Origin of the sequence: Streptomyces sp. NPDC018833, assembly GCF_044390825.1 — a bacterium.
In the GTDB taxonomy this organism is placed as follows: domain Bacteria; phylum Actinomycetota; class Actinomycetes; order Streptomycetales; family Streptomycetaceae; genus Streptomyces.
Genome location: NZ_JBIRZM010000021.1, coordinates 67111 through 91939, shown reverse-complemented (window position 1 = coordinate 91939; position 24829 = coordinate 67111). Strand labels below are relative to the sequence as shown.

General features: G+C 71.2%; 22 protein-coding genes and 2 pseudogenes. 10 read left to right on the top strand and 14 right to left on the bottom strand.

The annotated features are described in order from the left end of the window. Nucleotides 1-278: 278 nt before the first annotated feature. Nucleotides 279-1019, top strand: coding sequence for a hypothetical protein (locus ACH5AF_RS31350; RefSeq protein WP_398906418.1), 741 nt, complete (start codon nt 279-281; stop codon nt 1017-1019). A gap of 113 nt (nt 1020-1132) precedes the next feature. Continuing rightward, entirely contained in the window at nt 1133-1912 is a 780-nt protein-coding gene (locus ACH5AF_RS31345) for a TIGR04222 domain-containing membrane protein (RefSeq protein WP_398906362.1), read from the top strand. A 75-nt stretch (nt 1913-1987) separates the two neighbouring features. On the opposite strand, the gene ACH5AF_RS31340 is transcribed toward ACH5AF_RS31345, so the two are convergent. Together ACH5AF_RS31340 and ACH5AF_RS31335 are read right to left on the bottom strand one after the other, a co-directional pair. After that, complete coding sequence (locus ACH5AF_RS31340; RefSeq protein ID WP_398906360.1) at nt 1988-3592, bottom strand: AMP-binding protein; 1605 nt, start codon at nt 3590-3592, stop codon at nt 1988-1990. Further along, nucleotides 3589-3945 (bottom strand): annotated as a pseudogene (locus ACH5AF_RS31335) (AMP-dependent synthetase); the annotation flags it as partial. The pseudogene ACH5AF_RS31335 and the gene ACH5AF_RS31340, both read right to left, overlap by 4 nt. 163 nt (nt 3946-4108) lie before the next feature. Here ACH5AF_RS31335 and ACH5AF_RS31330 point away from each other — a divergent pair. Then, the gene (locus ACH5AF_RS31330) at nt 4109-4948 is read left to right on the top strand and encodes a response regulator transcription factor (RefSeq protein ID WP_398906359.1); all 840 of its coding nucleotides are present in this window, start codon (nt 4109-4111) and stop codon (nt 4946-4948) included. Between the two features lie 166 nt (nt 4949-5114). On the opposite strand, the gene ACH5AF_RS31325 is transcribed toward ACH5AF_RS31330, so the two are convergent. Next, the gene (locus ACH5AF_RS31325; RefSeq protein WP_398906358.1) at nt 5115-6245 is read right to left on the bottom strand and encodes a winged helix DNA-binding domain-containing protein; all 1131 of its coding nucleotides are present in this window, start codon (nt 6243-6245) and stop codon (nt 5115-5117) included. Nucleotides 6246-6405: 160 nt separating this feature from the next. Here ACH5AF_RS31325 and ACH5AF_RS31320 point away from each other — a divergent pair, with 160 nt between their 5' ends. Further along, complete coding sequence (locus tag ACH5AF_RS31320; RefSeq protein ID WP_398906356.1) at nt 6406-7548, top strand: magnesium and cobalt transport protein CorA; 1143 nt, start codon at nt 6406-6408, stop codon at nt 7546-7548. 28 nt (nt 7549-7576) lie between these two features. On the opposite strand, the gene ACH5AF_RS31315 is transcribed toward ACH5AF_RS31320, so the two are convergent. The 3 genes from ACH5AF_RS31315 to ACH5AF_RS31305 all read right to left on the bottom strand — a co-directional run bounded on the left by ACH5AF_RS31315 (nt 7577) and on the right by ACH5AF_RS31305 (nt 9262). Further along, a complete protein-coding gene (locus tag ACH5AF_RS31315) occupies nt 7577-7813 on the bottom strand; it encodes a hypothetical protein (RefSeq protein WP_398906354.1) in 237 nt (78 codons plus the stop codon). A 262-nt stretch (nt 7814-8075) separates the two neighbouring features. Further along, nucleotides 8076-8411: a YnfA family protein gene (locus ACH5AF_RS31310; RefSeq protein ID WP_398906352.1), complete on the bottom strand. Its 336-nt coding sequence runs from the start codon at nt 8409-8411 to the stop codon at nt 8076-8078. Between the two features lie 188 nt (nt 8412-8599). Continuing rightward, nucleotides 8600-9262: a TetR/AcrR family transcriptional regulator gene (locus tag ACH5AF_RS31305; RefSeq protein WP_398906351.1), complete on the bottom strand. Its 663-nt coding sequence runs from the start codon at nt 9260-9262 to the stop codon at nt 8600-8602. A gap of 116 nt (nt 9263-9378) precedes the next feature. Between ACH5AF_RS31305 and ACH5AF_RS31300 the strand changes: the two genes are divergently transcribed. The 6 genes and pseudogenes from ACH5AF_RS31300 to ACH5AF_RS31275 all read left to right on the top strand — a co-directional run bounded on the left by ACH5AF_RS31300 (nt 9379) and on the right by ACH5AF_RS31275 (nt 15115). Then, nucleotides 9379-9939, top strand: a complete 561-nt coding sequence (locus ACH5AF_RS31300; RefSeq protein ID WP_398906350.1) for an NAD(P)H-dependent oxidoreductase — start codon at nt 9379-9381, stop codon at nt 9937-9939. A gap of 294 nt (nt 9940-10233) precedes the next feature. Continuing rightward, nucleotides 10234-10424: pseudogene (locus ACH5AF_RS31295) on the top strand (hopanoid C-3 methylase HpnR); the annotation flags it as partial. Between the two features lie 330 nt (nt 10425-10754). Continuing rightward, complete coding sequence (locus ACH5AF_RS31290; protein ID WP_398906348.1) at nt 10755-11291, top strand: YbaK/EbsC family protein; 537 nt, start codon at nt 10755-10757, stop codon at nt 11289-11291. A gap of 35 nt (nt 11292-11326) precedes the next feature. After that, entirely contained in the window at nt 11327-12400 is a 1074-nt protein-coding gene (locus ACH5AF_RS31285) for an amino acid--tRNA ligase-related protein (protein WP_398906347.1), read from the top strand. An 85-nt stretch (nt 12401-12485) separates the two neighbouring features. Next, entirely contained in the window at nt 12486-13829 is a 1344-nt protein-coding gene (locus tag ACH5AF_RS31280) for an MFS transporter (protein WP_398906346.1), read from the top strand. Further along, nucleotides 13826-15115 (top strand): acetyl-CoA carboxylase biotin carboxylase subunit family protein, encoded by a 1290-nt coding sequence (locus ACH5AF_RS31275; RefSeq protein ID WP_398906344.1) that lies wholly within the window; start codon nt 13826-13828, stop codon nt 15113-15115. The genes ACH5AF_RS31280 and ACH5AF_RS31275 overlap by 4 nt, the downstream gene beginning before the upstream one ends. Before the next feature lie 120 nt (nt 15116-15235). On the opposite strand, the gene ACH5AF_RS31270 is transcribed toward ACH5AF_RS31275, so the two are convergent. The 8 genes from ACH5AF_RS31270 to ACH5AF_RS31235 all read right to left on the bottom strand — a co-directional run bounded on the left by ACH5AF_RS31270 (nt 15236) and on the right by ACH5AF_RS31235 (nt 24828). Then, nucleotides 15236-16567 (bottom strand): pyridoxal phosphate-dependent aminotransferase, encoded by a 1332-nt coding sequence (locus tag ACH5AF_RS31270; protein WP_398906342.1) that lies wholly within the window; start codon nt 16565-16567, stop codon nt 15236-15238. A 119-nt stretch (nt 16568-16686) separates the two neighbouring features. Further along, nucleotides 16687-17127, bottom strand: coding sequence for a hypothetical protein (locus tag ACH5AF_RS31265; protein WP_398906340.1), 441 nt, complete (start codon nt 17125-17127; stop codon nt 16687-16689). Nucleotides 17128-17349: 222 nt separating this feature from the next. Continuing rightward, nucleotides 17350-18075, bottom strand: a complete 726-nt coding sequence (locus ACH5AF_RS31260; RefSeq protein ID WP_398906339.1) for a hypothetical protein — start codon at nt 18073-18075, stop codon at nt 17350-17352. Continuing rightward, the gene (locus ACH5AF_RS31255) at nt 18072-18701 is read right to left on the bottom strand and encodes an RNA polymerase sigma factor (RefSeq protein WP_398906337.1); all 630 of its coding nucleotides are present in this window, start codon (nt 18699-18701) and stop codon (nt 18072-18074) included. Before ACH5AF_RS31255 ends, ACH5AF_RS31260 begins: the two co-directional genes overlap by 4 nt. A 140-nt stretch (nt 18702-18841) precedes the next feature. Further along, nucleotides 18842-19993 (bottom strand): XdhC family protein, encoded by a 1152-nt coding sequence (locus tag ACH5AF_RS31250; RefSeq protein WP_398906336.1) that lies wholly within the window; start codon nt 19991-19993, stop codon nt 18842-18844. 44 nt (nt 19994-20037) lie between these two features. Continuing rightward, nucleotides 20038-21519: an NCS2 family permease gene (locus ACH5AF_RS31245; protein ID WP_398906334.1), complete on the bottom strand. Its 1482-nt coding sequence runs from the start codon at nt 21517-21519 to the stop codon at nt 20038-20040. Between the two features lie 301 nt (nt 21520-21820). Further along, the gene (pucD, locus tag ACH5AF_RS31240; protein ID WP_398906333.1) at nt 21821-24196 is read right to left on the bottom strand and encodes a xanthine dehydrogenase subunit D; all 2376 of its coding nucleotides are present in this window, start codon (nt 24194-24196) and stop codon (nt 21821-21823) included. A 2-nt stretch (nt 24197-24198) separates the two neighbouring features. After that, nucleotides 24199-24828 carry a (2Fe-2S)-binding protein gene (locus ACH5AF_RS31235; RefSeq protein ID WP_398906416.1) on the bottom strand — a complete coding sequence of 210 codons (630 nt, stop codon included), beginning with the start codon at nt 24826-24828 and terminating at the stop codon, nt 24199-24201. Between the last annotated feature and the right edge of the window lies 1 nt (nt 24829).

Here is a 24829-nt window from a genome sequence, read left to right as displayed (position 1 = left end):
CTTGGGGATCCGCTCCGTCGCGCCACCTGAGAGCGTCGTCCCGCGTCGGTGTATTCTATTCCGCAATACGGAAATCTAGTTCTGCTATACGGAAGCAATGTAAAACGCCTCCGGTCCGGCGTCAAGGGCGGACCGGTACGGGGCGGGCACCAGGGGCGGACGCCGGGGTGGCGCCGGAGCAGCCGCGGAACACAGGGGGCGCAGTCCGCGAAGTGCTCGCCAACTCCCGGCCATTGATGGACGATGGACGGCAGCCGCGAGGGGAAGGTGCCGTGATGATCGAGAGCGTGCCGGTGCGCTGCCCGGCCTGCCAGCGCGAGCATCTGTACGCACCGCCCGTGTACCCGTGCGCATGCGGCGCGCCGCTCGTGCCGCCGCTGATGCGGGACGCAACCCCGGAGCCGATCACCCGCCGCACCTGGAACGACGACTGGGTGAGCGTCCGCTGCCTCTCCTGCGAGCGCCGGGACCAGTGGCCGCAGCCCGAGCTGGGCTGCCCCTGCGGGGCCGTGCTGCGCATGCTGGTGCACCCCGTGGACGGCGCCGCCCCGACGGCCGAGGGCGGGCCGGTCGCCGGCGGAGGTCCGGACGGGTCCCGCCCCGCACACATACCCCTGCCCCGCACCGCGACGGCCGCCCGGCCCTCCTTCCGGCCGGTCACCATCCGCACGGCACGCGACGCGGTGACGGCCGCCGCGATGTATCTGCGGTGGCTCGGCTTCCACGACGTCGTCCAGCCGGAGGCCAGACCGGTGTCCGGCATCGACCTGCGTGGGGCGGGCGTGGTGGCCCAGGTCGACTCGTCCACCCGGGCGACCGGCCTCCGCGCCGTCGAGTGCCTGTGGCTGAACGGCCTCAGCGCGTCCGCCCAGAGCGTCTTCTTCTCCCTGGCGGGCTACGCGGACGATGCGCGGGCCCGCGCGGACAGGCTGGGCATCCCGCTGTTCGTCATGGACCTCACGGGCTGCCCGCAGCCTGTCAACGCACCCGCGGACGAACTGATCACGATCGGTACGTAGGTGCCGGAACCGGTCCGAATCTCAAGTAAAGCTCAAAATCGGCCCTTTCGGGCTTCGAAGCCCCGCGCACCTGGGCAGATATCCCCTACGGCCTCTCGGGGGAGGTGGGCGGGATGCCCCTCGACATGTGGTGGTTCACGGGCGTGGCGTGCTCGTTGCTCACGGCGGCGGCGGTGCTCCTGCGCGCCGGTAAGCCCGGGCCGGGCGCAGCCGCCGCTCCCCCGCCCCAATGCGTCGCACTGCTGCGCGGCGGCCGCCGGGCGGCCGTGACCGTGGCGCTGGTCGCCCTCCAGCAGCGCGGTGTCGTCACCAACGGGCGCAAGGGGACGGTAAGGATCGACGGCTGGGGGACGGCGGTCCGCGACCCCCTGCAACTCGCCGTCCGCACCTCCCTGCGCCGCCCGGCCGGCATACGGGTGCTCCTCACCGTGCCCCGGGTGCAGCGCGCGCTGGAGGCCCTGCGCGAAGAGTGCGCGGCGGAAGGACTGCTACTGCCGGCCCGGCGCTGGCGCACGGCCCGTGCGCTGCTGTGCGCGGTGCCGCTGACGGTCGCCACAGGCCTGGTGGTCACGCCAGGCTCCCTGCCGCAGACGATGGCCTCGGCGGTGCCGGTGGCCGGGGCGGTCGCGCTGTGGTTCGTCCCCCGGCAGACACCGGCGGCACGCCGCCTGCTGGCCTCACTGCACGAGGCCCACCCCCTGCCCGACCGCCCGCTGCGCGGCAGCGCGAGCGTGCCACGGGTCCAGATGTCGGTGGCACTGCACGGCGACAGGGCGCTGGAACTCCACCTCCCCCACTTCGCCCGCGGCGGCGGCCTGCTGGGCCGCCGCCGCGACGGGGGCATCGCGCCGCCCGAGCCGTCCTCGGGCGGCGTGAGCTGCGGAGGCCCTTGAGGGCACGGGCAGCAGGAGACGACGTGGCTGTCCAAGGGGGTGGGGGCTGTGCTCCCAGCCCCGGCGCGACGCCCGTCACCGCCCGAAGCGCCGCCGCAGCTCCACCTTGCGGACCTTCCCGCTCACGGTCATCGGGAAGTCCCGCACGATCTCCACCCGGCGCGGGATCTTGTAGTGCGCCAGCCGTTCGCGGCAGAAGTCCGTGATCTCCTCCGGCGTCGGCGCGTCATCGGCGTCGCGCGGGATCACGCACGCCAGGATCTCCTCCCCGTACCGTTCGTCCGGCACACCCACCACCTGTACGTCGGCGATCTTCGGGTGCGTGTACAGGAACTCCTCGATCTCACGCGGGTACACGTTCTCGCCGCCCCGGATGATCATGTCCTTGATGCGGCCCACGATCTGGACGTAGCCGTCCTCGCGCATCACCGCCAGGTCGCCCGTGTGCATCCAGCGGCCCGCGTCGATGGCCTCCGCCGTCTTCTCGGGCTCCTCCCAGTAGCCCAGCATCACGCTGTAGCCGCGCGTGCAGAGCTCACCCGCCTCTCCGCGCGGCAGTGTCACGCCGGTGACCGGGTCGACGACCTTGACCTCGACGTGGGGCATGACGCGGCCGACCGTGCCGGTGCGGCGTTCGAGGTCGTCGTCGCGGCGCGTCTGCGTGGAGACGGGGGACGTCTCCGTCATGCCGTAGCAGATCGACACCTCCGCCATGTTCATCTCGGCGACGACCCGCTTCATCACCTCCACCGGGCACGGGGAGCCGGCCATGATGCCGGTGCGCAGCGAACCGAGGTCGTAGGAGGCGAAGTCGGGGAGGTTCAGCTCCGCTATGAACATGGTCGGCACCCCGTACAGCGACGTGCACCGCTCCGCCGCGACGGCCCGCAGCGTCGTGGCCGGTTCGAAGGAGGGCGCGGGGATGACCATGCAGGCCCCGTGCGAGGTGGCCGCGAGGTTGCCCATCACCATGCCGAAGCAGTGGTAGAACGGCACGGGGATGCAGATGCGGTCCTGCTCGGAGTAGGCGATCATCTCGCCCACGAAGTACCCGTTGTTGAGGATGTTGTGGTGGGAGAGGGTCGCCCCCTTGGGAAACCCGGTAGTCCCCGACGTGTACTGGACGTTGACCGGGTCGTCGCAGGACAGCTCCGCCTCGCGGGCAGCGAGCCGCTCCTCGGTGACGGACGCCCCTGCGGCGAGCAGCGCGTCCCAGGAGGCGTCCGCGATGTAGTGCACGGACCGCAGCCCGGGACACGAGGAGCGTACGGTGTCCACCATGGCCCGGTAGTCGCTGGTCTTGTGCGTCTGCGAGGCGACGAGGACCGAGATCCCGGCCTGGTTCAGCACGTACTCCAGCTCGTGGGCGCGGTAGGCCGGATTGATGTTCACCATGATCGCGCCGATGCGGGCGGTGGCGTACTGGACCAGCACCCACTCCGCGCAGTTGACGGCCCAGATGCCGACCCGGTCGCCCTTGGCGACCCCGGAGCCGAGCAGGCCGCGCGCCAGCAGGCGTACGGCGGCGTCGAGTTCGGCGTACGTCCAGCGGCGGCCCGACGGCACGTCGACCAGCGCCTCCCGGTCGGGCCAGGCCGCGACGGCGCGGTCCAGGTTCGCGCCGATCGTGTCGCCCAGCAGTGGGGTGCCGCTCGTACCGTGTGCATAGGACCGATTCATCGCAGGTCCCCCTCGACGTTCTCGGCGGCCGACCCCTCCGCGGTGAGCCGGCGCAGCTCCACCCGGCGGATCTTCCCCGACACCGTCTTGGGCAGGTCGGCGAATTCGAGCCGGCGGATGCGCTTGTACGGGGCGAGGACCGTGCGCGAGTGCGCGAAGAGCACCTTGGCGGTGTCGGGCCCGGCCTCCCAGCCGTCGGCGAGGACGACGTACGCCTTCGGCACGGCGAGCCGCACCGGGTCGGGGGCGGGCACGACCGCCGCCTCCGCTACCGCCTCGTGCTCCAGCAGCGCGCTCTCAAGCTCGAACGGCGAGATCTTGTAGTCGGACGCCTTGAAGTCCCGGGCAGCCCGGAACCTCTCCGTCGCGCCGCCAGACGTCATGCTTCCTCCTCATTGCGGGACCGGCCACGGACATCGTGTAATCGGTGACCTGGGTCTCACTACCCCCGAACGGGGGTGTCGTCCCCGCGGGACACCGCCGAGGAGCCGCGGGACACCGGAAGGAGAGGCCGGCATGCCGGTAACCGACGAAGCCGTGGAGATGCGCGCGGCGCTGCTGCGGCTGCGGCGCACCACCGGGCTACCGGTGGCCTTCGGCGGTCTGCTGCACGACACGCGGCAGCTGCGCATCGCCGAGCTGAACGGCGCGGCGACTAGTGCGCTGCGTGGCCTGGCCATCTGCCGTGGCAACGGCCTCGGCGGCAGGTCCATGGCCTTGTCGCGGCCATGCGCGGTGGCCGACTATCCGGCTGCCCGGCACATCAGCCACGAGTACGACGCGGCGGTGGCGGCGGAGGGCCTGCACTCGATGGTCGCGGTGCCCGTGGTCGTACGGCGCAAGGTGCGGGGCGTGCTGTATGGGGCGCTGCGCCATCCGCTGGTGCTGGGCGACCGCGTCCTCGACGCGGCGGTGGCGGCCGCGCGGGACGTGGAGCAGGCACTGGCCGTACGGGACGAGGTGCAGCGGCTGCTGGCCGAGGCCCGCCCGCCGGTCGGGGAGCACCGGCCCGGGGCATGGGAGTCGGTACGCGAGGCACACGGCGCGCTGCGGGCCCTGGCGCCGCGGATCGCGGACCCGGCGCTGCGGGGCGAACTGCTGGACGCCTGCGGCCGGCTCGCCACCGCCGCGGGGCCGGACGCGTCGCGCGTCGTCGGCGGGGTGTCGCTCGCGCCCCGGGAGGTGGACGTGCTCAGCTGCGTGGCTGCGGGGGCGACGAACGCGGCGGCGGCGGAGCGGCTGGGGCTCAGACCGGAGACGGTGAAGGCGTATCTGCGCTCGGCGATGCGGAAGCTGGGCGCGCACAGCAGGGGCGAGGCGGTGGCGGCGGCCCGCCGGAACGGCCTGCTGCCGTGACGCCCGGCTGAGGCCCGCGGGGCTCTGGACGCGTGGTCACCGTGAGTGTCCTGGGACGGCGGGGGCCGGGCAGGTGTGCGCCGTGAGCACCGAGGGGTGCGGGCGCCGTCACCGGTCCTGGCGCGGACAACGTGAGCGCCGGGGAGTGCGCCACCCTGCCCCGCTCTCAACCGGCCTCACCCACCACCTCCCCGAGCCGGACGTCGTGCGCGGCCGCCGGGAACATGACCGTGAGCAACGCGGCTGCCTCCTCGGCCACTTCGGTGCGCTGCGCCCGAGTCAGCGGGGCGAACGGCTGGACGGTCAGCGTCGTGGTGTCCTTGGTCTCCTCCAGCCGCCAGACGCCGGCCAGGAAGCCGTCCACGAGGACGGTGCGGTGGGCCTGGTTCCCCTTCCAGGTGCGCGTCCGGTACTCCACGGGCACGACCCGGCTCCGGTCCGCGTGGGACAGCAGCAGGTTGTCGAACTCCGGCAGGAAGCGGGGCGGCGCCGGGGTGTCCGCGTCGGGCCGGGGCGCTTCCGGCAGGTCGAACAGCTCGGTGCCGTGCTCGTCCTGGAAGACGAGGAGCCCGGGTCGCAGCCGGTCGAACACCTCGCGTGTGCGGGTCAGCCCGGACCAGGTCTGGAAGTCCTTGACCGAGGCGGGCCCGAAGGCCGCGAGGTAGCGCAGCACGGTGTCGTCGGGTGCCGGTCCAGGCTCCGGCTCCCTGCCGAACCAGTGCTCCGCGGTGGTCAGCACGACCTGGCCGCTCCTTCCCCACAGGCCGCGCGGGGTGACCTGCACCAGGGGCAGGGTGCAGCGGGCGGCGACCGCGAGAGCGAAGGCGTCGGCGTCCGGCCAGTGCGCGATCAGCGCCTCCCTCAGGTCCTTCATCGTCCGCGGCCGCTCCTCCACGAGCTCGCGCGCCACGGCCGCGAGCCGCCCGAGGTCCACGCCCGCGAGCCCGGTCCTGAACTGCCCCAGCTCACGGTCCCGCGCGGCCTGCACCAGAGGCCGCAACGTCATGCAGTCGTCCGCGGTGTGCGTGTGGATGGTGGACCGCATCGTCACCATGCGGGCGACCCGGCGGTCGGCCATGGCCGCCGACAGCTCCTCGGGGTCGAAGTCCGCGAGCCGCGCGGCGAGCGCGTAGTAGGGCGGCTTCACGTTCTGCGCCTGGAGTCCTACGAGATGCCGTACGGCGTCTCCGGCCGTCATTGCGGAACGTGGTGCGCGTCGCAGCAGCAGCTGGCGCTCCAGCGTGGCGCGGTTCAGCGCGCGGGTGCCGAGCCGGGGATACGTCGTCTTCGTCGCCATGCCCGTACGCTAACGAGCCTTGCGGACAGTTTCTGTCCTCGATGGTCCTGGATGGTCCTCGTCGGGCGTCACCCGGTCGGGCCATCCGGTGCGGATACCCTGCACCGGGGCAGGCGCGCAGCAGCGCGGCCGTACGACGAGGCGGGAGGCGAGATCCTCGATGACACGTTCCCCCAGGCGGCACCACTGGCGCCGCCGTCCCGCGCCACCCGCCGAGACGCGCCCCGCGGATGCCGCACCGGGATCCGGGCCGCCCGCGGCCCCTCCCGTCCGCGACGAGCACGGCAGCGTGGTGCAGGCCGTGCTGTACCGCGACGGACGCCGGGTGGCGGCCCCCGAGTCGCTGGCGGAGACGTTCCGCCAGCTGCGCCGGTACCCGGGCGGCATGGCGTGGATCGGCCTGCACCGCCCGAGCGAGGCGGAACTGCATTCGCTGGCGGGCGAGTTCGACCTCCACGAACTCGCTGTCGAGGACGCACTCGAAGCCCATCAGCGACCCAAACTGGAGCGCTACGGTGACACGCTCTTCGTCGTGCTGCGCGCGGCCCGCTATCTCGACGCCCAGGAGGAGGTCGACTTCGGCGAACTGCACGTCTTCGTCGGCAAGGACTTCCTGATCACGGTCCGCCACGGCGCCGCGCCCGACCTGTCAGCGGTGCGCCACCGTATGGAGAAGACACCGGAACTCCTCGCCCTGGGCCCCGAGGCCGTGCTCTACGCGATCCTGGACGCGGTGGTCGACGGCTACGCCCCGGTCATCGCCGGAGTCCAGAACGACATCGACGAGATCGAGACCGAGGTCTTCGGCGGCGACCCGGCGGTCTCGCGCCGCATCTACGAACTGGCCCGCGAGATGGTCGAGTTCCAGCGCGCCACCCGCCCCCTGGTCGCGATGCTGCACGCGCTGATGGCCGGCTTCGCGAAGTACGGCACGCAGGAGGAACTCCAGCGCCATCTGCGCGACGTCGCCGACCACGTCACGCACACCAGCGAACGCGTGGACGGCTTCCGCCAGGCGCTCGCCGACATCCTCACGGTGAACGCGACGCTTGTGACCCAGCAACAGAACGCGGAGATGCGGGCGCTGGCGGAGGCGGGCTTCGAACAGAACGAGGAGATCAAGAAGATCTCGTCGTGGGCGGCGATTCTGTTCGCACCCACACTGGTGGGAACGATCTACGGCATGAACTTCGACGCGATGCCGGAGCTGAACTGGACGTTCGGGTATCCGTTCGCGATCGGCCTGATGGCGTTGGTGTGCACGAGCCTGTACTTCGTCTTCAAGCGGCGCGACTGGCTGTAGACAGCAGTGTCGGATGGGTTGATCGATTTCAGCACTCGCGAACACTCCCGGAGGGTTGTTTCCAGGCCCTGGGGAGAATCTTTCCACCTCGCGGGCGCCGCCTCGCCCACAGCGCGGTGAGCGCGGCTGCGACCTCGGTGTCGGTGACCTCGGGCAGCGGGCGCTGCGGGACGAGTTGCTCGGCGGTGCGGTCGAGGGCGTCGGCGTAGGCGCGCTTCGTGTTCGGGTTGCCCTTGGTCTTCGCCGAGTCCAGGAAAGTGTCCACGGACGCGCGCACCGTCGGACCAGTGGCTGGCCTACCGCCCGCACGGGCCGACCGGGCGGCGGTGCGGCCGGGCGCGCGCCGGTTCGCCGGCTTCGTCACGGTCGCCGCCACGCTGCCGCCCTCCTGGATCGACCGACCGGATGACGTGCACAAGGGGCGTCCCGGTCGCCGTCGGGTTGGCCGCTGGTCGCCACCTGCGGGTCGTCACCTGGTCGCTGGCGGGCCGTATCGTGCCCGGCGTGGCGAGAAGAGACGGTCGGGGTCAGTGGCCGCGCGGGGTGTACATGATCACCGCCATTCCGGCGAGGCAGATCAGGGCGCCGGCGACGTCGAAGCGGTCGGGCCGGTAGCCGTCGGCCACCATCCCCCAGGCGATCGATCCGGCGACGAAAATGCCGCCGTACGCGGCGAGGACCCGCCCGAAGTGTGCGTCGGGCTGGAGCGTGGCGAAGAATCCGTACAGGCCGAGCGCGATCACACCCGCTCCGGCCCAGAGCCACCCCCGGTGTTCTCGCACGCCCTGCCACACCAGCCAGGCACCGCCGATCTCGAGGATTGCCGCGACGGCGAACAGGGCGATGGAGCGGGCGACGAGCACGGGAGTACGTCCTTGGGTCGTGGGGCGGCCCGATGATCTGCACGGGCGCGGAGGCCGCCATGGGCGTTCGGCCGAAATCGTAGCCACATGGCGCCGAGGCGACCGGCTCCCGACCCACTCCTCCGACGCCCGACAGCGGAATGGTGAAGGCGGTGAGCGCGCTCCGTTCCGGCTTGCGTCGCGGGAAGTCAGCCCGCCGTCACCAGCCGGTCGACGAGCCCGTGCCAGCCTGCCTCCAGGCGGTCGAGCGGCAGGCCCCGCTCCACCAGAAGGTGGTGGACCAGGGCGGTGTCGAGGTAGCCGAGCAGGGTGTGCGCGATCAGCTCGACATCGCCCGGCGTGCCGGCCTGGCGCAGCAGCACCGAGACATGCGTGAGGCGCAGCCGCGCCGCCGGCACGCTGTACGGGCGGACCGGGTCCGTCCGGGCGGCCAGGATGATGCCGTGGTGGTCGCGTTCGTGGCGCAGCACGGCCGGCCCGAAGGCGTGCAGCCGCTCCTCGGCGGGGGCACCGGGGCCGAGCGGCGGGGGGCCGGAGAGGAAGGCGGCCTGGAGCTGCTGCTCACGGTGGTCGAGCAGGGCCAGGAACAGACCGGCCCGGTCGCCGAACCGCCGGAAGACGGTTCCCTTGCCGACGCCGGCCGCGGACGCCAGCGCCTCCATGGTCAGGTTCGCGGCCCCGCACTCGGCGACCAGCCCTGAGGCGGCCTCCAGGAGCCGGGTGCGGTTGCGCGCCGCGTCGGCCCGCAGCGCCGGCCGTTCGCCGGGCCCAGCGAGGGCCGGATCCGCCGCGCCGGGCACACGGTCGGGCTCGGGGTTCAGCAGGGGCAGGGGCGGGAGGGGGCCGGTCATGGATCCAGCGTAGCCCGGGAATCAAAGAAACTGGACCGTGGTCCGGATAGGTGGTACAACTTTAACCGGACCTCGGTCCGGTTTCATCTCCCCATCTGTCTGCCCAGGAGCTCTCCATGTCCGTTCGCATCCTCTCCCTCGTCGGCAGCCTCCGTTCCGGCTCGCACAACAGGCAGCTCGCGGAGGCCGCCGTCAAGCACGCTCCCGAGGGCGTCGACGTCGAGCTCTTCGAGGGGCTCGCGGACGTGCCCTTCTACAACGAGGACATCGACGTCGAGGGCGCCGTACCGGCCGCCGCCGCGGCGCTGCGCGAGGCCGCCGGCCGCGCCGACGCTCTCCTGCTGTTCTCGCCCGAGTACAACGGCACCATGCCGGCCGTGCTGAAGAACGCGATCGACTGGCTGTCCCGTCCCTACGGCGCCGGGGCGATCTCAGGCAAGACCGTCGCCGTCGTCGGCACTGCCTTCGGCCAGTACGGCGGTGTCTGGGCGCAGGACGAGGCGCGCAAGGCGGCCGGCATCGCCGGCGGCGCAGTGCTGGAGGACGTCAAGCTGTCCATCCCCGGCTCCGTGACGCGCTTCGCCTCGACGCACCCGGCGGACGACGCCGAGGTGGTGGCCTCCCTGACCGAGGTCATCGAGCAGGTGAGCGCTCAGGCGGCTCCCGCGGCTGCCTGATTCACCGGGCCCGGCCCGGCGCGGTGTGGCACGATCGCCGCGCCGGGCCGGGCCGTCGCCGTATCCGCCGCGTGAGGCGATGTCCCCGTCCGCCCGCCCGGGACGAGGTCCGGCGCCGACGCGCCCGGTCCGGCCCCACACGGGCACCCCCGGCCCCAAGGGCCGCGCGAGCGCGCACCGGTGCACGCCGGCCGGTGCACGGCAGACCCCGTCAACCAACGCCCGCCGATGCGCGGCCGCCGCTTTCACCGGACGGCGGCGGCGTGGCTCCGACGAGGGGCGGGATCGAGACGGCAGAAGGTCCGGGCCCTGGAGACGACCCACCGCATGGGCGTCATCGTGGCGATCAACCCCATCGTCGACCCCGCCTGGGACGCGGACGGCTCCGGGCTCACCGTGAATTCGCCCTCTCCGTACCGGAGATCGTGCACCTCACCGTGATGACGCCGTATCCGGGCACGGCGAGCCGGCACACCGCGGCCCGCCCCCCTCCGATACGAGCTGCCGATGCCCGAGGCCGCGCCGCGCCGCCGGTGCGGCAGGACCTGTTCATCCATCCCAAGGCGCTGTCACACCTGCATTTGCTCACCGATCCCGAGCCGGAAACCCCCTGAGGCGGCTTGCGGTGAACAACTCCAGGCCGGCGGCGTACCGGGTGGACGGGCGGCTCGCCCGGGGCCTGACCGGCGTCCGCCGGAAACCTGATGAAGTCCCCTGGCACAGATTCTCGGCCAAGTGGCCTCCCCCTTAACGTCATTCGCATACTCGGCGGTCAAACAATTGATCGTTTCGGTGTGCCAGCTGGGGGAAATGACATGGCTCCGCCATCCGAACTCCTGGACCTCAACAAAGACACCGGGGTCTGCGCGCGAATTCTGGAACTCCTCGAAAGCGAGGGAGCACGTTTCCGGCTGCTGCACCACGCACCGGAAGGCCGTACGGATGTCGCCAGCCGGCTGCGCGGTCATCCGCTGAACCAGGCGGCCAAGTGCATCGTCGTCCGCGTCAAGATCACCAAGCGGAGCAGCCGGTACGTCCTCGCCGTCGTCCCCGGCGACCGCCTGGTGGACCTGAAGGGAATACGGCTGCTCTACGGCGGCAAGGACGCCTCCTTCGCCCAGCGTGACACCGCCGAAGAGCTGGCGGGCGCCGTGTGCGGCTCGATCACGCCGTTCTCGTTCCACCCCGACCTGGAAGCGGTGGTGGATCCGGAACTGCTGCGGCAGAAGGAGATCTTCTTCAATGCCGCACGCCTCGACCTTTCTGTCGCACTTTATTCCGAGGACTTCGTGTCCATCACCCGGCCGCACATCGCCGCAATCGCCATGAGCGCCGCCGACGCACTTCGCTGATCCGTTCCGATCTTCATTGAACTGGAGTGGGAAGAATGACAATTCTGGACACGACGACGACTGCCTCCGTCAAGCCCGCTGCCGTACGGCCGCCGCATGCGTGGGGGAATGAACCGGGCGCATTTCTTAAAGCGCTCGAATCGCCGTGGTACAAGCTCATAGCCGACCTTCAGGACCTCATCCATTCCACCACCGCCGAGTATGCGGCGTCGCGCGGGCTCAAGGCGCTCTACCTGCCGCTGACGGTCCGCACGATCACGTGCCCGACGGGCCTCGGCAGCGACTCCGAGCCCGTGCCGGTCACGGTGAACGGGGTAGACACCTACCTGCCGGACTCCAACCAGTTCATGCTCGAGTACGGCATGCGTCTCGCCCCCGGCGGCTGCTACAACATCATGCCGTCGTTCCGCGGCGAGGAGCCCGACACGACGCACCTGAACCAGTACAGCCACAGCGAGGCGGAGATCCCGGGTGGTATCGACGACCTGATCGACTACGTCGAGGGTTACGTCAAGGCGCTCGCCGGGGCGGCCCTGGAGACGTACGGGGACCGCATCGAGCAGGCGGCCGGCGACACTTCGCACCTCAGCCGCATGGTCGACCACAAGGGGCACTTCCCGCGGATCACCTTCGAGGAGGCCGTGTCGCTCCTCGAGGGCGATGACGGCTGCGTCCGTGACGAGGGCAGCTGGCGCACCCTGACCCGCCGGGGTGAGCACAAGCTGATGGAGATGGTCAACGAGTTCATGTGGGTCACCCACTTCGACCACCTCTCGGTGCCCTTCTACCAGGCGTTCGGCGACGAGGAGCAGCGCACCGCGGCCAACGCGGACCTCTTCTTCGGCATGGGCGAGGTCGTCGGCTCCGGCGAGCGCCACGCCGATGCGGAGCAGATCCGCAAGGCGCTGGCGATGCACCAGGTGCCCGAGCGCGACTACGCCTGGTACGCCGAGATGAAGCAGGCACTCCCCATGCGGACTTCCGGCTTCGGCATGGGCCTGGAGCGGTTCCTGATGTGGGTCCTCAACCACGACGACATCCGCGACGTCCCCCTGGTGTCGCGGGTGGACGAGGACAAGAAGTGGCCCGAGAGCGTGCACCGCCCGTGATCGCCGCTTCCACCGTGTGAACAGCGGGGCCCGCAGCGCGCCGACGGCCGCGGGCCCCGTCCGCACGCATACCGAGGACCATGCCATGGGCGTCTATCTGAACCGCAACTTCCTTCTGTCCTACGTCGCGTCGTTCATCTCGCTGTTCGGCTCGAAGCTGCTGATGATCTCGTACGTGGCGTTCGTCTACGGCGAGACCGGCAGTGCCACCCTCGCGTCGGCCGTCTTCGCCGCCGACTGGATCGCGAACCTGTTCGTCGGTCTGCTCGCCACCCGGTACATCGACCGTGCCGACGCCCGCAGACTCCTCGTGGCGCTCAACGTGGTGGCCGCCGCCATCACGCTGCTGTTCCTGGCCGCGCTGTCGCCCCGGATGTTCCCGCTCGCCGTCGGTGTGGTCTTCGCCCGTGCTCTGCTCAACAGCGCGGTGAACGCGGCCCGGGTCAAGGCGCTGGTGCAGTTCTTCGACGAGGAGCAGACCGACACGTACTCGACGGTCTTCAACTCCAGCCTGTTTCTGGCCATCGCCGCGGCCGGAGCGGTGGGGAGCTTCGTCCTCGGCCTCGTCGACCTGCGCACGGTCGTACTCCTGGACGTGGCGACGTTCCTGTTGTCGGCGGCTCTGTTCGCCCTGGTGCGGCCCGACCGGCAGCGCATCGAGGCCACCCGGCGGGAGAGCGAGGGGGTGAGGGAGAACGTGGTCGCCAACCTGCGCTCGGCTGCCGTCGTCATCGCCCGCAGCCCGGTCATCTCGTCCGCCTTCTTCTACATCGTCCTCGCGGTCACCGCGCTCCAGGCGACGTACGAGGTGCTGATCACGGCGGTGCCGGAACTCTGGTTCGGCATGGGCAGTTCGGGCATGGCGGTGTTCTTCACCGCCGAGTGGCTCGCCGTGTTCGCGGGTGTCTTCGTCTACCAGTATCTGAGCCGGCGGGGAAAGGTGCCGGAGCGCCTGCAGGGGCGTCTCACGGTGGCGCTGATCGGCTTCGCGACCCTCATGTACGCGGTGCTTCCGCTGGCGCAGGGCGGCCTCGGGCCCGCGCTCGCGGTGTTCGTGCTGCTGGTGTTCGCCGGTGAGGTCGTCTGGGCCCACCAGTACAAGAGGCTGATCTCCCACTCCCCCGACTCCCGGGTGTCCTCGGTCGTCGGGCTGCTGACGGCGGTGTACTACAGCCTGATGGCGGTGTCCGGCTTCGCCTTCTCGCGCGGCATGGACACCATCGGCGTCGAATGGTCCATCGGCATCGACGTGTCCGTGATCGCGGTCCTCGTCGTGTGCTGGGAGTACGCCGCCCGGCGCCGCAGGCGGCGCCCCGCCCCCGGCTCTTCGGAGCCGCTCATCTCCCGTCCGGCGACCGCGGTACCCGCGCGTCCGCTCGTATCCGCGTCCCCTGCCGAGGGGCGCCCCATGAAGGAGGAAACGGCATGACCGCCGCCGATCCGGCCCCCGCGCACGCCGCGCCGCACACCGCCGTGTTCATCGGCACCCGAGGGCTCGAGGCGTTCGACCCCGCGCTGTTCGAGGACCGGGCGGCCGTACGGCTCGTCGGGGTCTTCACCGCGCTCGACGCCGCCCACCTCACCGACGTCTGGCGCGGCTGGTTCGACGAGGTGCATGTCGTACCGACGCTGGAGCCGGACCCGTCGCCTCTCAACATCGCGCAGATCGACGTGGACGCGGGCACGGAGGTCGTCGCCGCCCTGCTGCGGGGCACGAGCCGGGACCGGCTGACCGTGCACACGTATCTGGAGCAGAACGTGCTGGGTGCTGCGGAGATCCGGCAGCGCCTGGGACTCGCGGGGCCCTGTCCGGCCGATGTGATTCCCTTCCTCGACAAGCTGGAGATGAAGCAGCGGGTCGCGGCCGCCGGTGTGCGTGCCCCGGTGTTCGGCGCCTGGGACCCGGAGCGCCACCGGGCAGGCGTGCGCGCCCACTTCGAGCACATCACCGGCCGGGTGGGGCTGCCGTTCGTCCTCAAGCCGACCGACTCCGCGGGATCCATCGGCGTGGTGACCGTCGAGAGCTACGACGCCTTCGCCGCGCTTCCCGCGGACGGCGATCTGGGACGGGCGTACGAGTACGAGGAGTTCATCGACGGCCGCATCTACAGCGTCAACATCATCTCGGCGGCGGGCACGACGGTCTTCGGCGGTGTCACGGAGTATCTGGTGAACTCGGCGGACGTCGCGGGTGGCCGGGTCAACGCCGACATCAACCTCCTCGACGACGACCCGCGCGTGGCACGCATGGTCGCCTTCGCCGGCGAGGCGCTGGACGCGCTGGGCAGGCCGGACGGCGCCTCGCACCTGGAGCTGTTCCTCACCGGGGACGACGAGCTGGTGTTCCTCGAGGTCGGTGCGCGTTTCAAGGGCCTGTCCGGCCTGGCCGCGATGCAGCGCCACTACGGCCAGGCCCTGGTGAACGTCGCGTTCGGCATCGAGAGCGGCGTCCCGAGCCGTCCGTGGCAGGGCGAGCAGGTGTACTGCTTCGACGCCTGCATGCCGCTGCGCGCGGGAGTGGTCGCCGACCGGCTGGAGCCGAAGATCGACAGCTCGTACGAGATGCGGTGGACGGTGCGGCCCGGCGACCGGGTCGAGGGGACGTCGGACCTGGTGACGGTGGGCGGCACGTTCCTGGTGTGGAACCGGGACTTCGACGCGCTGTACCGGGACTTCCGTCTGCTGGCGGAATACCAGCCGTTCACCTACGCGTAGGCGGACCCACAGGTCCGTGGGTGACCTCCGGGCGGGGGCCTCCGGGCCCATGGCGCGCCTCCGGCCCCGTGGCCCGTGGCGCGCCTCCGGGCCCGTGGCGGAACCCCGGGCCCGCGGGGATCACGCCTGTGCGATCAGCCGGTCGACGATGGCGGCGCCCGAGGTGTACCCGGCGTCCATGGCCCGGGGCGCCGGGAGGCCGGTGCGGCCTCTGCCGTCGGCCGCGGCGAGGCCGTGGGCGGCGACGGGCTGCTGCGCGAGGGCGAGCGGAGCGGCCTGCGCGAGCATCGGCTGCACCGGCTCCGGCGGGGGCGCGGGCGCCTGGACCGGCGTCTGCCGCCCGTACAGCACCTGCTCCATCGCCGACACGAGCCGCTGCACATCGGGCTCGGGGCGCACCACCAGGCGCACGAACCGGCTGGAACTGCCGATCTTGTTGCCGCATTCGCGGATCAGGACACCGTGTTCGGCGAGCAGCCGGTCGCGCAGGACCGAACCGTCCGCGCCTTCCGGCAGGCGCACGTAGACGAAGTTGCCCTGGGAGGGGTAGACGGTCATCCCGGGCACCTGGGAGAGCCGCCAGATCATCTCCTCGCGGTCGCGGCCCACCTGGCGCAGGCTCTGCGCGTACTCGTGACGGTGTTCGGCCATCATGAAGACGACGGTCTCCGCGAAGGAGTTGAGGTTCCACTTCGGCAGCGCGTCGCGTATCCGCCCGGCGAGACCGGGATGGGCGACCAGGTAGCCGAAGCGCACGCCGTGCAGGCCGAAGTTCTTTCCGAGGCTGCGCAGCACGATGACGTTGGTCCGCAGAACGGCCTCGGCAGCGACGCTCGTCTCCTGGCCCCCGTCGGCGAATTCGAGGAAGGACTCGTCGACCACGACCAGGTCGAGATCCTGCAACTCGTCCAGCAGGGACAGCACCTGCTGCTTCGTCAGCAGTCCGCCGTCGGGGTTGTTCGGGTTGCAGATGACGGCGGCGCGCGAGCCCCTGGTCCGGATGAACTGCACGAAGGAGGAGGGATCGAGGGCGAATCCGCGGGCCTCGGGCAGGAGCAGCATGTCGACGCGTTTGCCGGTCTCCATGGGCTGGTCGGTCCAGCGTCCGAAGGTCGGTACGGGCACGGCGAGGGACTCGCGCACCAGCAGGTGGTCGATCCAGGTGATCAGTTCGGTGGAGCCGTTGCCCATGGCGACGGTCTGCGGGTTGAGACCGAGCAGCCGGCAGAGCTCGGCGGTGATGGTGTCGGCGCTGCTCGGGTAGTAGGTGAGGATCTCCCGCAGGCGTCCGCCGAGTTCGTCGAACATGGCGGGCGTGGGGAAGTACGGGTTGCAGGGGATGCAGAAGTCGGTGATCTCCCCGGTGCCACCGCCCGCCCGGTCCAGGGAGAAGTACGAAGGGCTGTGCGCGGTGGACGCGCGGAACAGCGCGGTGACGTTGCCGGCGGCCAAGACGTGCCTCCCCTGCCTGTGGGCGGCCGGGCGGATCCGCCCGGCCGTCCACAGGTACGCAAGGGATCCGCCCGGTGTTCAACCAACCGCCGTCGCGCCCCGCCGGAGGCGTACCGCGGTCAGCAGGCGGCTCTCTGCTGGTCCGCGCGGCCGGCGGGCCGGGGCGCAGGGCCGCGCCTGCCGGGCGTCCGGCGTCCGTGCAGCAGCAGGTAGAAGCGCTCGACGGACTCCGAGGCGCCGTGCTCGAAACGCTTGACCACCTTGCCCAGCGGGTTCCAGACCCGGCCGTCGGGCATACGGATGCCGACGGGCTGGCCGAACAGCTCGCGCTGGCCCGCGTCGAGGTCGACCCAGCGCGCGCCGGCGCGGCGGACGATCACCTCGCCGACGTAGGCGCCGAGGCCCTGCAGGAAGCGGTCGACATCTGGGCGGTCCGTTCCGCCGCGTCTGAGTCCGTCGACGACGAAGTCCACGAGTCTGAGGCTCGACACGGTGTAGTCGAGCGGCAGCCTGCTGCGCTCGCTCATATCGGCGACGAAGCCTGCGGCATGCTCCTGCATGCCGTCTGCGTCCGGAAGTTGTTCTGCATGCCCTTCGAACGGCATCCGATTCCTCCCACCCATGGCCATGAACAGCTCGTCTGCCCCAGCGAAATCGGCGGCCAAAGCATCACGGCCGGTGTCGGGTGTCTGTTCTCACAGAACTCCGGGGCCCGGGCGTACAACCATCACCGCCGTTCGGGCGTCGTGGGATCCGCAACACCCGACGAACGGTCGGCGTGTTCAGTCCTTGAGCAGCTGCCGGCGATGCTCGTCCCTCGCTTTGCCGGGGGCCGCGGCGGGGGCGTCGGCGGCGGGTGGGTGGGACGGCTTCGGGGCGTCGGCGGCCGCATTCCCCTCCGCGCCGGACCCGGCCGGCAGCCGTGCGCAGTAGTCCGCGACGGCCTGTGGGCCGCCCAACGCCTCCTCCAGCCGCTTGCGCATCGCGTCGGCCCGGGCGGCGTCGCGCCGCTTCGCGCCGTCGTACGCGCGGCAGTGCGCCGCTTCGTCCTTCGCGGCCGGCGGGCGCTCGCCCGCGGGACCCCCGGTCGCGCCCTTGGCGGGCGGGACGGAGTCCCGGACGGCGTCCGGGTTGTCCTCTCCCGTGCCGGACGAAGCGCCCGGTTCCGGCGACCGGGCCGGCCGGTCGGTGAACGGTGCCGTGCCGGCCGCCATCGCCACTCCACCGAGCAACACCCCGGCCACGGCCGCGCCGATGCCTGCCTTGATCGCGCCTGCGCGGGTCTTCGGCCGGGTGACGGGACGCCAGTCGTCCTCGGGCCGGGTGGCCAGGCCGAGTGCGCCGTCGGCACGCGCGGCGCGGAACGCCGCCAGCGCCCGTTCGGCAGCCGCCGGCTCGACGGGCGCCGGGCGCGCGGCGGCCGCCAGCAGCTCGTCCAGCGCCGCGGTCGTGGGCCGCTGCGGCTCGGCTCCGGAGCCCATGGCGTCTGCAGATCGGTTTTCGGTCATCTCGCACCTCCCAGCGCATGGGGGCCCGAATCTGTCACACGACGCCGGCCCCGGAGCGGGGTGAGGTGCTTCTCCAGGTGTTTCAGACCGCGGTGGGCGGCGGAACGGACCGCGCCGGGCCGCTTGCCGAGCACCCGAGCGGCGGTGACCCCGTCGAGTCCGATGACCGTCCGGAGCAGCACGGCCTCGGCCTGCTGACGCGGCAGTCGGGCGATGAGGGCAAGGGCCTGCTGGGTGGAGACGGCTTCTAACGCCTCCTGCGCGGTGTCCTGACGGGCGGGCATCTCGGCGAGGTCGTGCTCGAGGCAGGTGGCGCGCGGGCGGCTCCCCAGCCGTCGCAGATGGTCGATGGCCCGGTTGCGCGCGATGCTCGCCGTCCAGGCACGGAAGCCGGCGCCGTCACCACGGAAACGCCCTATGTCGCGGGCGATTTCCAGCCATGCGTCGGAGGCGACGTCCTCCGCGTCGTCGCCGACGAGTCCGCGCAGGAAGCCCAGGAGCGGGGGATGGACGATCCGGTAGGCCCTGGAGAAGGCGGCGTCGTCGCCCTGTTGCGCCCTCGCGACCGCGTCACCGAGTTCCATGTCGTGTGCGTGCGCCCGTCGGTCCCCCCGCTCCTTGCCCACGCGTTCCTCTTCTTCGTGCGCCGCCAGTCACGACATGCCCATGACATGACGCGCGAGTGTGCCCCCCGCACACATTTCTGCGCCGTGCTTCGCAGAAACGTCACAGCCGGCGTCGGTGAGGTCGACGGACGAAAAGACGGTTACGCCACCGACCCGATCCGGCCCGCGACGGCGTCGGGGCCGTCGTGGTGGATCGGGGTGTGCGCGCCGGTCAGGGAGACCCCGCTGCCGCCGCGGCGGTTCGCCACGATCTCCGCGCCGATGGACAGGGCCGTCTCCTCCGGCGTGCGCGCACCGAGGTCGAGACCGATCGGGGAACGCAGCCGGGCCAGTTCGAGTTCGGTGACCCCGACGTCCCGCAGGCGCCTGTTGCGGTCCTCGTGGGTGCGGCGCGAGCCCATGGCGCCAACGTACGCGACCGGCATCCGCAGCGCGCGTTCCAGCAGCGGCACGTCGAACTTGGCGTCGTGGGTGAGCACGCACAGCACGGTGCGTCCGTCAACCTCGGTACGCGACAGGTACTCGTGCGGCCACGCGACGACGATCTCGTCCGCGTCCGGAAAGCGGGCGGGCGTCGCGAACACGGGCCGGGCGTCGCAGACGGTGACGTGGTAGCCGAGGAACTTGCCCACCCGTACGAGGGCGGAGGCGAAGTCGATGGCACCGAAGACGATCATTCGGGGGGCGGGCACGCTCGACTCGACCAGGAGGGTCAGGGGCCGGCCGCAGCGCGAGCCGTCCTCGCCGATGACGACGGTCCCCGTGCGGCCGGCTTCCAGCATGGCCGCGGCCTCGCCGGCGGCCGTGCGATCCAGTTCCGGATGGCCGCCGAGGGAGCCGTCGAAGCCGCCGTCGGGGTGCACGAGCAGTGCGCGTCCGGCCAGTTCGGCGGGGCCGTCGGTGATCCGCGCGACCGCCGCCGCCTCCCCACGGGCGGCGGTGGCCAGCGCGGCCACGAACACGTCCCGGCCGGGAGCGTCCGCAGTCAGGGGGGTGATGAGGATGTCGATGACGCCGCCGCAGGTCAGGCCCACGGCGAACGCGTCCTCGTCGCTGTATCCGAAGGTTTCCAGGACGCTTTCGCCGTCCTGGAGCGCCTGTTGGCACAGCTCGTACACCGCGCCCTCCACACAGCCTCCGGAGACCGAGCCGATCGCCGTGCCCTCGCTGTCGACGGCGAGCGCGGCGCCGGGCAGGCGCGGCGCGCTGCCCCCGACGGCGACGACGGTCGCGACGGCGAACGAACGGCCCTGCTCGACCCACCGGTTCAGCTCTTCGGCGATGTCCAGCATGTCGGTCTCCTCTGGATGAAGGTGTGTGGAGGACGGCGGAGGTGCTACTTGACGCCCAGCCAGCCCTCGATCGGGTTGAGGGCGAAATAAGCGAGGAACACGGCGGACAGGACCCACATCAGCCAGCCGACGTCGCGCGCCCGGCCCTGGACCGCCTTGATCAGGACGTGGGCGATGACACCGGCGGCGATACCGGCGGTGATGGAGTACGTGAACGGCATCAGCACCGTGGTCAGGAAGACCGGGATGGCGGTGGCCGAGTCGTTCCAGTCGATGTGCTTGGCGTTGCTCATCATCATCGAGCCGATGACGACCAGCGCGGCCGCGGCGACCTGGGTCGGGATGAGCTGGGCGAGCGGGGTGAAGAACAGGCAGAGCGTGAACGCGAGACCGGTGACGACGCTTGCGAGGCCGGTGCGTGCGCCGTCGCCGACGCCCGCGGTGGACTCGACGAACACGGTCTGTCCGGACGCGCCCGTGAAGCCGCCGATCGCACCGCCGGCCCCGTCGATGGCCAGGGCCTTGTTGAGACCGGGCATCTTGCCCGTGGAGTCGGCGAGGTCGGCCTGCTGACCGATGCCGATGATGGTGCCCATGGCGTCGAAGAAGCCGGCCAGCACGAGGGTGAAGACGATGACGCCGACGGTGATGCCGCCGACGTCGGCCATGCCGTCGAAGGAGACGGAACCGAAGAGGCCGAAGTCAGGGCTGGAAACGAGGGAACCGGTGAGCTCGGGCGCGTTCAGTCCGCCCCAGGCGGCCTTGTCGAGGCCGGCGAACTGGTGGACGACGGCGGCGAAGAGCGTGCCGCCGACGATGCCGATGAGGATCGCGCCGGGCACCTTGCGCACCTGGAGCAGGAAGATCAGCAGCACCGTGACGGAGAAGCAGAGCACGGGCCAGCCCGTGAGCATGTCGTGGGTGCCGAGCTGGATCGGCTTGGCACCGGCGATGCCGCCCTCACCGGGCATGGAGGTGACGAATCCGGCCTGGACCAGGCCGATGAGGCAGACGAACAGACCGATACCCATGGTGATGGCGTGCTTGAGCGCCAGGGGGATCGCGTTCATGATCAGTTCGCGCAGGCCGGTGACGACGAGCAGGACGATCACTGCGCCGTAGATGACGCACATGCCCATCGCGTTTTCCCAGGTCATCTCGGGAGCGACCTGGAATGCCATCACGGCGGACACACTGAGTCCGGCGGCGAGGGCCAGGGGCACATTGCCCATGACGCCCATCACGATGGTGGTTGCGGCTGCGGCGAAGGCGGTGGCGGTGGTCAACTGGTCACCGTCGAGCCGCGCGCCGTTCGCATCGGGCACCGACAGGATCACCGGGTTGAGAAGGATGATGTACGCCATCGCCATGAAGGTGGTGATGCCGCCGCGCACCTCCCGCCCGATGGTCGACCCTCTCTTGGTTATGTGGAAGTACCGGTCGAGCCAGGAACGACCGGCGGGCTGGCGCATACTTGTGCCGGGGTCCTCCGACATCGTCCTCGGCTCAGTGGACTGCTGGGTCATGGGGCCTACTCCCAAGGTTCACAGGGGCACCCGCCGGAAGGATTTCGATGGCGGGATTTGGGAAGGTGCTTCGGCTGCACGACCCGGGGGACGGCCCGAGACGAACGTTCTCTGCGGTTCTGCACGGTGCTGCTGGTGGTGCGGGGACCCGCGGTGACCGCGAGCGGTGCGGTACGGGGTTCTCCGGGCGGCGCCGGCGGTGCGGAAGTGACGTTCCTTGGAGCCATGTCACGCACCGCCCGGAGAGGAGTGGGGGGATGGGGATGGGGGGAACCCACGGCCGCTGGGCCGCAGGGGCAGATCAGGTACCGGTGAGGTGCTCGGGGCGCACCGGCGTCCTGTTCAGTTCGAGTCCGGTCGCGTTCCGGATCGCCGCGAGGACGGCCGGGGTGGACGACAGGGTCGGGGCCTCGCCGAGGCCGCGCAGCCCGTAGGGGGCGTGGTCGTCGGCGAGTTCGAGCACGTCGACCGGGATGGTCGGCGTGTCGAGGATCGTGGGGATGAGGTAGTCCGTGAAGGAGGGGTTGCGCACCTTCGCGGTCTTCGGGTCGACGACGATCTCCTCCATGACCGCGACGCCCAGGCCCTGGGTGGTGCCACCCTGGATCTGGCCGATGACGGACAGCGGGTTGAGTGCCTTGCCGACGTCCTGGGCGCAGGCCAGCTCGATGACCTTCACCAGGCCGAGCTCGGTGTCCACCTCGACGACCGCGCGGTGGGCGGCGAAGGAGTACTGCACGTGGCCGTTGCCCTGGCCCGTGCGCAGGTCGAACGCCTCCGTCGGGCGGTGGCGCCACTCGGCCTCGATCTCGACGGCCTCGTCCTGAAGCACGTCCGTCAGGTCGGCGAGGACCTCGCCGCCGTCGGTGACGACCTTGCCGCCTTCGAGCAGCAGCTCGGCGGTGGCCCAGGCCGGGTGGTAGGTGCCGAACTTGCGGCGGCCGATCTCCAGGACCTTCTCGCGGACCAGCTCGCAGGAGTTCTTCACCGCACCGCCGGTGACATACGTCTGGCGGGAGGCGGAGGTGGAGCCGGCCGAGCCGACCTGGGTGTCCGCCGGGCTGATCGTCACCTGCGCGACGCCGAGTTCCGTGCGGGCGATCTGGGCGTGGACGGTGACACCGCCCTGGCCGACTTCCGCCATCGCGGTGTGGACGGTGGCGACGGCCTCGCCGCCCACGACCTCCATGCGCACCTTGGCAGTGGAGTAGTCGTCGAAGCCCTCGGAGAAGCCGACGTTCTTGATGCCGACCGCGTAGCCCACACCCCGGACGACGCCTTCGCCGTGCGTGGTGTTGGACAGACCGCCGGGCAGCGCGCGGACGTCCGCGCCCTCGGTGGTCTCCCACTGCCGCTCCGGCGGCAGCGGACGGGCCTTGACCCGGCGCAGCAGTTCGGCGACGGGGGCCGGGGAGTCGACCGGCTGCCCGGTCGGCATGAGCGTGCCCTGTTCCATGGCGTTGAGCTGCCGGAACTCGACGGGGTCCATGCCCAGCTTCGCCGCCAGCTTGTCCATCTGCGCCTCGTACGCGAAGCACGCCTGGACCGCGCCGAAGCCGCGCATGGCGCCGCAGGGCGGGTTGTTGGTGTAGAGCGCGATGGCCTCGATGTCGACGTCGTCGATGACGTACGGGCCGACGGAGAGCGAGGAGGCGTTGCCGACGACGGCCGGGGAGGCGGAGGCGTAGGCGCCGCCGTCCAGCACGATCCGGCACTTCATGTGCGTGATCTTGCCGTCCCTGGTGGCCCCGTGCTCGTACCAGAGCTTCGCCGGGTGGCGGTGGACGTGGCCGAAGAAGGACTCGAACCGGTTGTAGACGATCTTGACCGGCTTGCCCGTGCGCAGCGCCAGCAGGCAGGCGTGGATCTGCATCGACAGGTCTTCGCGGCCGCCGAAGGCGCCGCCGACGCCCGAGAGCGTCATGCGGACCTTCTCCTCGGGCAGGCCGAGGACCGGGGCGATCTGCCGGAGGTCGGAGTGCAGCCACTGGGTGGCGACGTACAGGTCGACACCGCCGTCCTCGGCGGGCACGGCGAGACCGGACTCGGGGCCGAGGAATGCCTGGTCCTGCATGCCGAAGGTGTACTCGCCGGAGACGATGACGTCGGCACGCTTCGCGGCCTCGTCGGCGTCACCGCGGACGATCGGCTGGCGGTGCACGATGTTGGGGTGCGGGACATGACCGGCGTGGTGGTCGTCGCGGCCCGGGTGCAGCAGTGGTGCGTCGGGGGCGGTCGCGGAGGCCTCGTCGGTGACGACGGGCAGTTCCTTGTACTCGACCTTGATCTTCGCGGCGGCGCGTCGCGCGGTCTCGGGGTGGTCGGCGGCGACCAGGGCCACGGGCTCGCCGTGGTGGCGTACGCGGCCGTTGGCGAGGACCGGCGTGTCCTGGATCTCCAGGCCGTAGTTCTTCACCTCGGTGGGCAGGTCGTCGTAGGTGAGGACGGCGTAGACGCCGGCCTGGGCGAGGGCCTCGGAGGTGTCGATCGAGACGATCTCGGCGTGCGCGACGGTGGAGCGCAGGATCTGGCCCCACAGCATGTCCTCGTGCCACATGTCCGAGGAGTAGGCGAACTCGCCGGTGACCTTCAGGGTGCCGTCGGGGCGGAGCGTGGACTCGCCGATGCCGCCCTTGGTCTTCTGGGTGAGGTTGGTGGGTGTACCGGTGGTCGCCATGGTCAGACCGCCTCTTCCTTGCGCTCCTGACGGGCGGCCGCCAGGCGGACGGCGTCCAGGATCTTCTCGTAACCGGTGCAGCGGCAGAGGTTGCCGGACAGGGCCTCGCGGATGTCCTCGTCCGAGGGGGACGGGGTGCGCTCCAGCATCTCGTCGGCGGCGACCAGCAGGCCGGGGGTGCAGAAACCGCACTGCACGGCGCCCGCGTCGATGAACGCCTGCTGGATCGGGGCGAGCTCGGTGCCCTCGCCGGTCTGCGAGTCAGTGGCCCTGTCACGAGGCACAGCACTCCTCCCCCGGACTTCCTCCGGGGGTGCCCCCAGCTGGGTGTCCTGGAGGCTGGTGCCGCAGGCACCGCCGGCGCAGGATCCTTGCTCGCGCTGCTTGGCGTAGTCCGCCAGGCCCTCGACGGTGACGACCTCGCGGCCCTCGACCTGGCCGGCGGCGACGAGACAGGAGCAGACGGGCACGCCGTCCAGGCGGACCGTGCAGGAACCGCACTCGCCCTGCTCACAGGCGTTCTTGGAGCCGGGCAGGCCCAGGCGCTCGCGCAGGACGTACAGCAGGCTCTCGCCCTCCCAGACGTCGTCCGCTTCCTGCCGGCGTCCGTTGACGGTGAAATTCACGCGCATG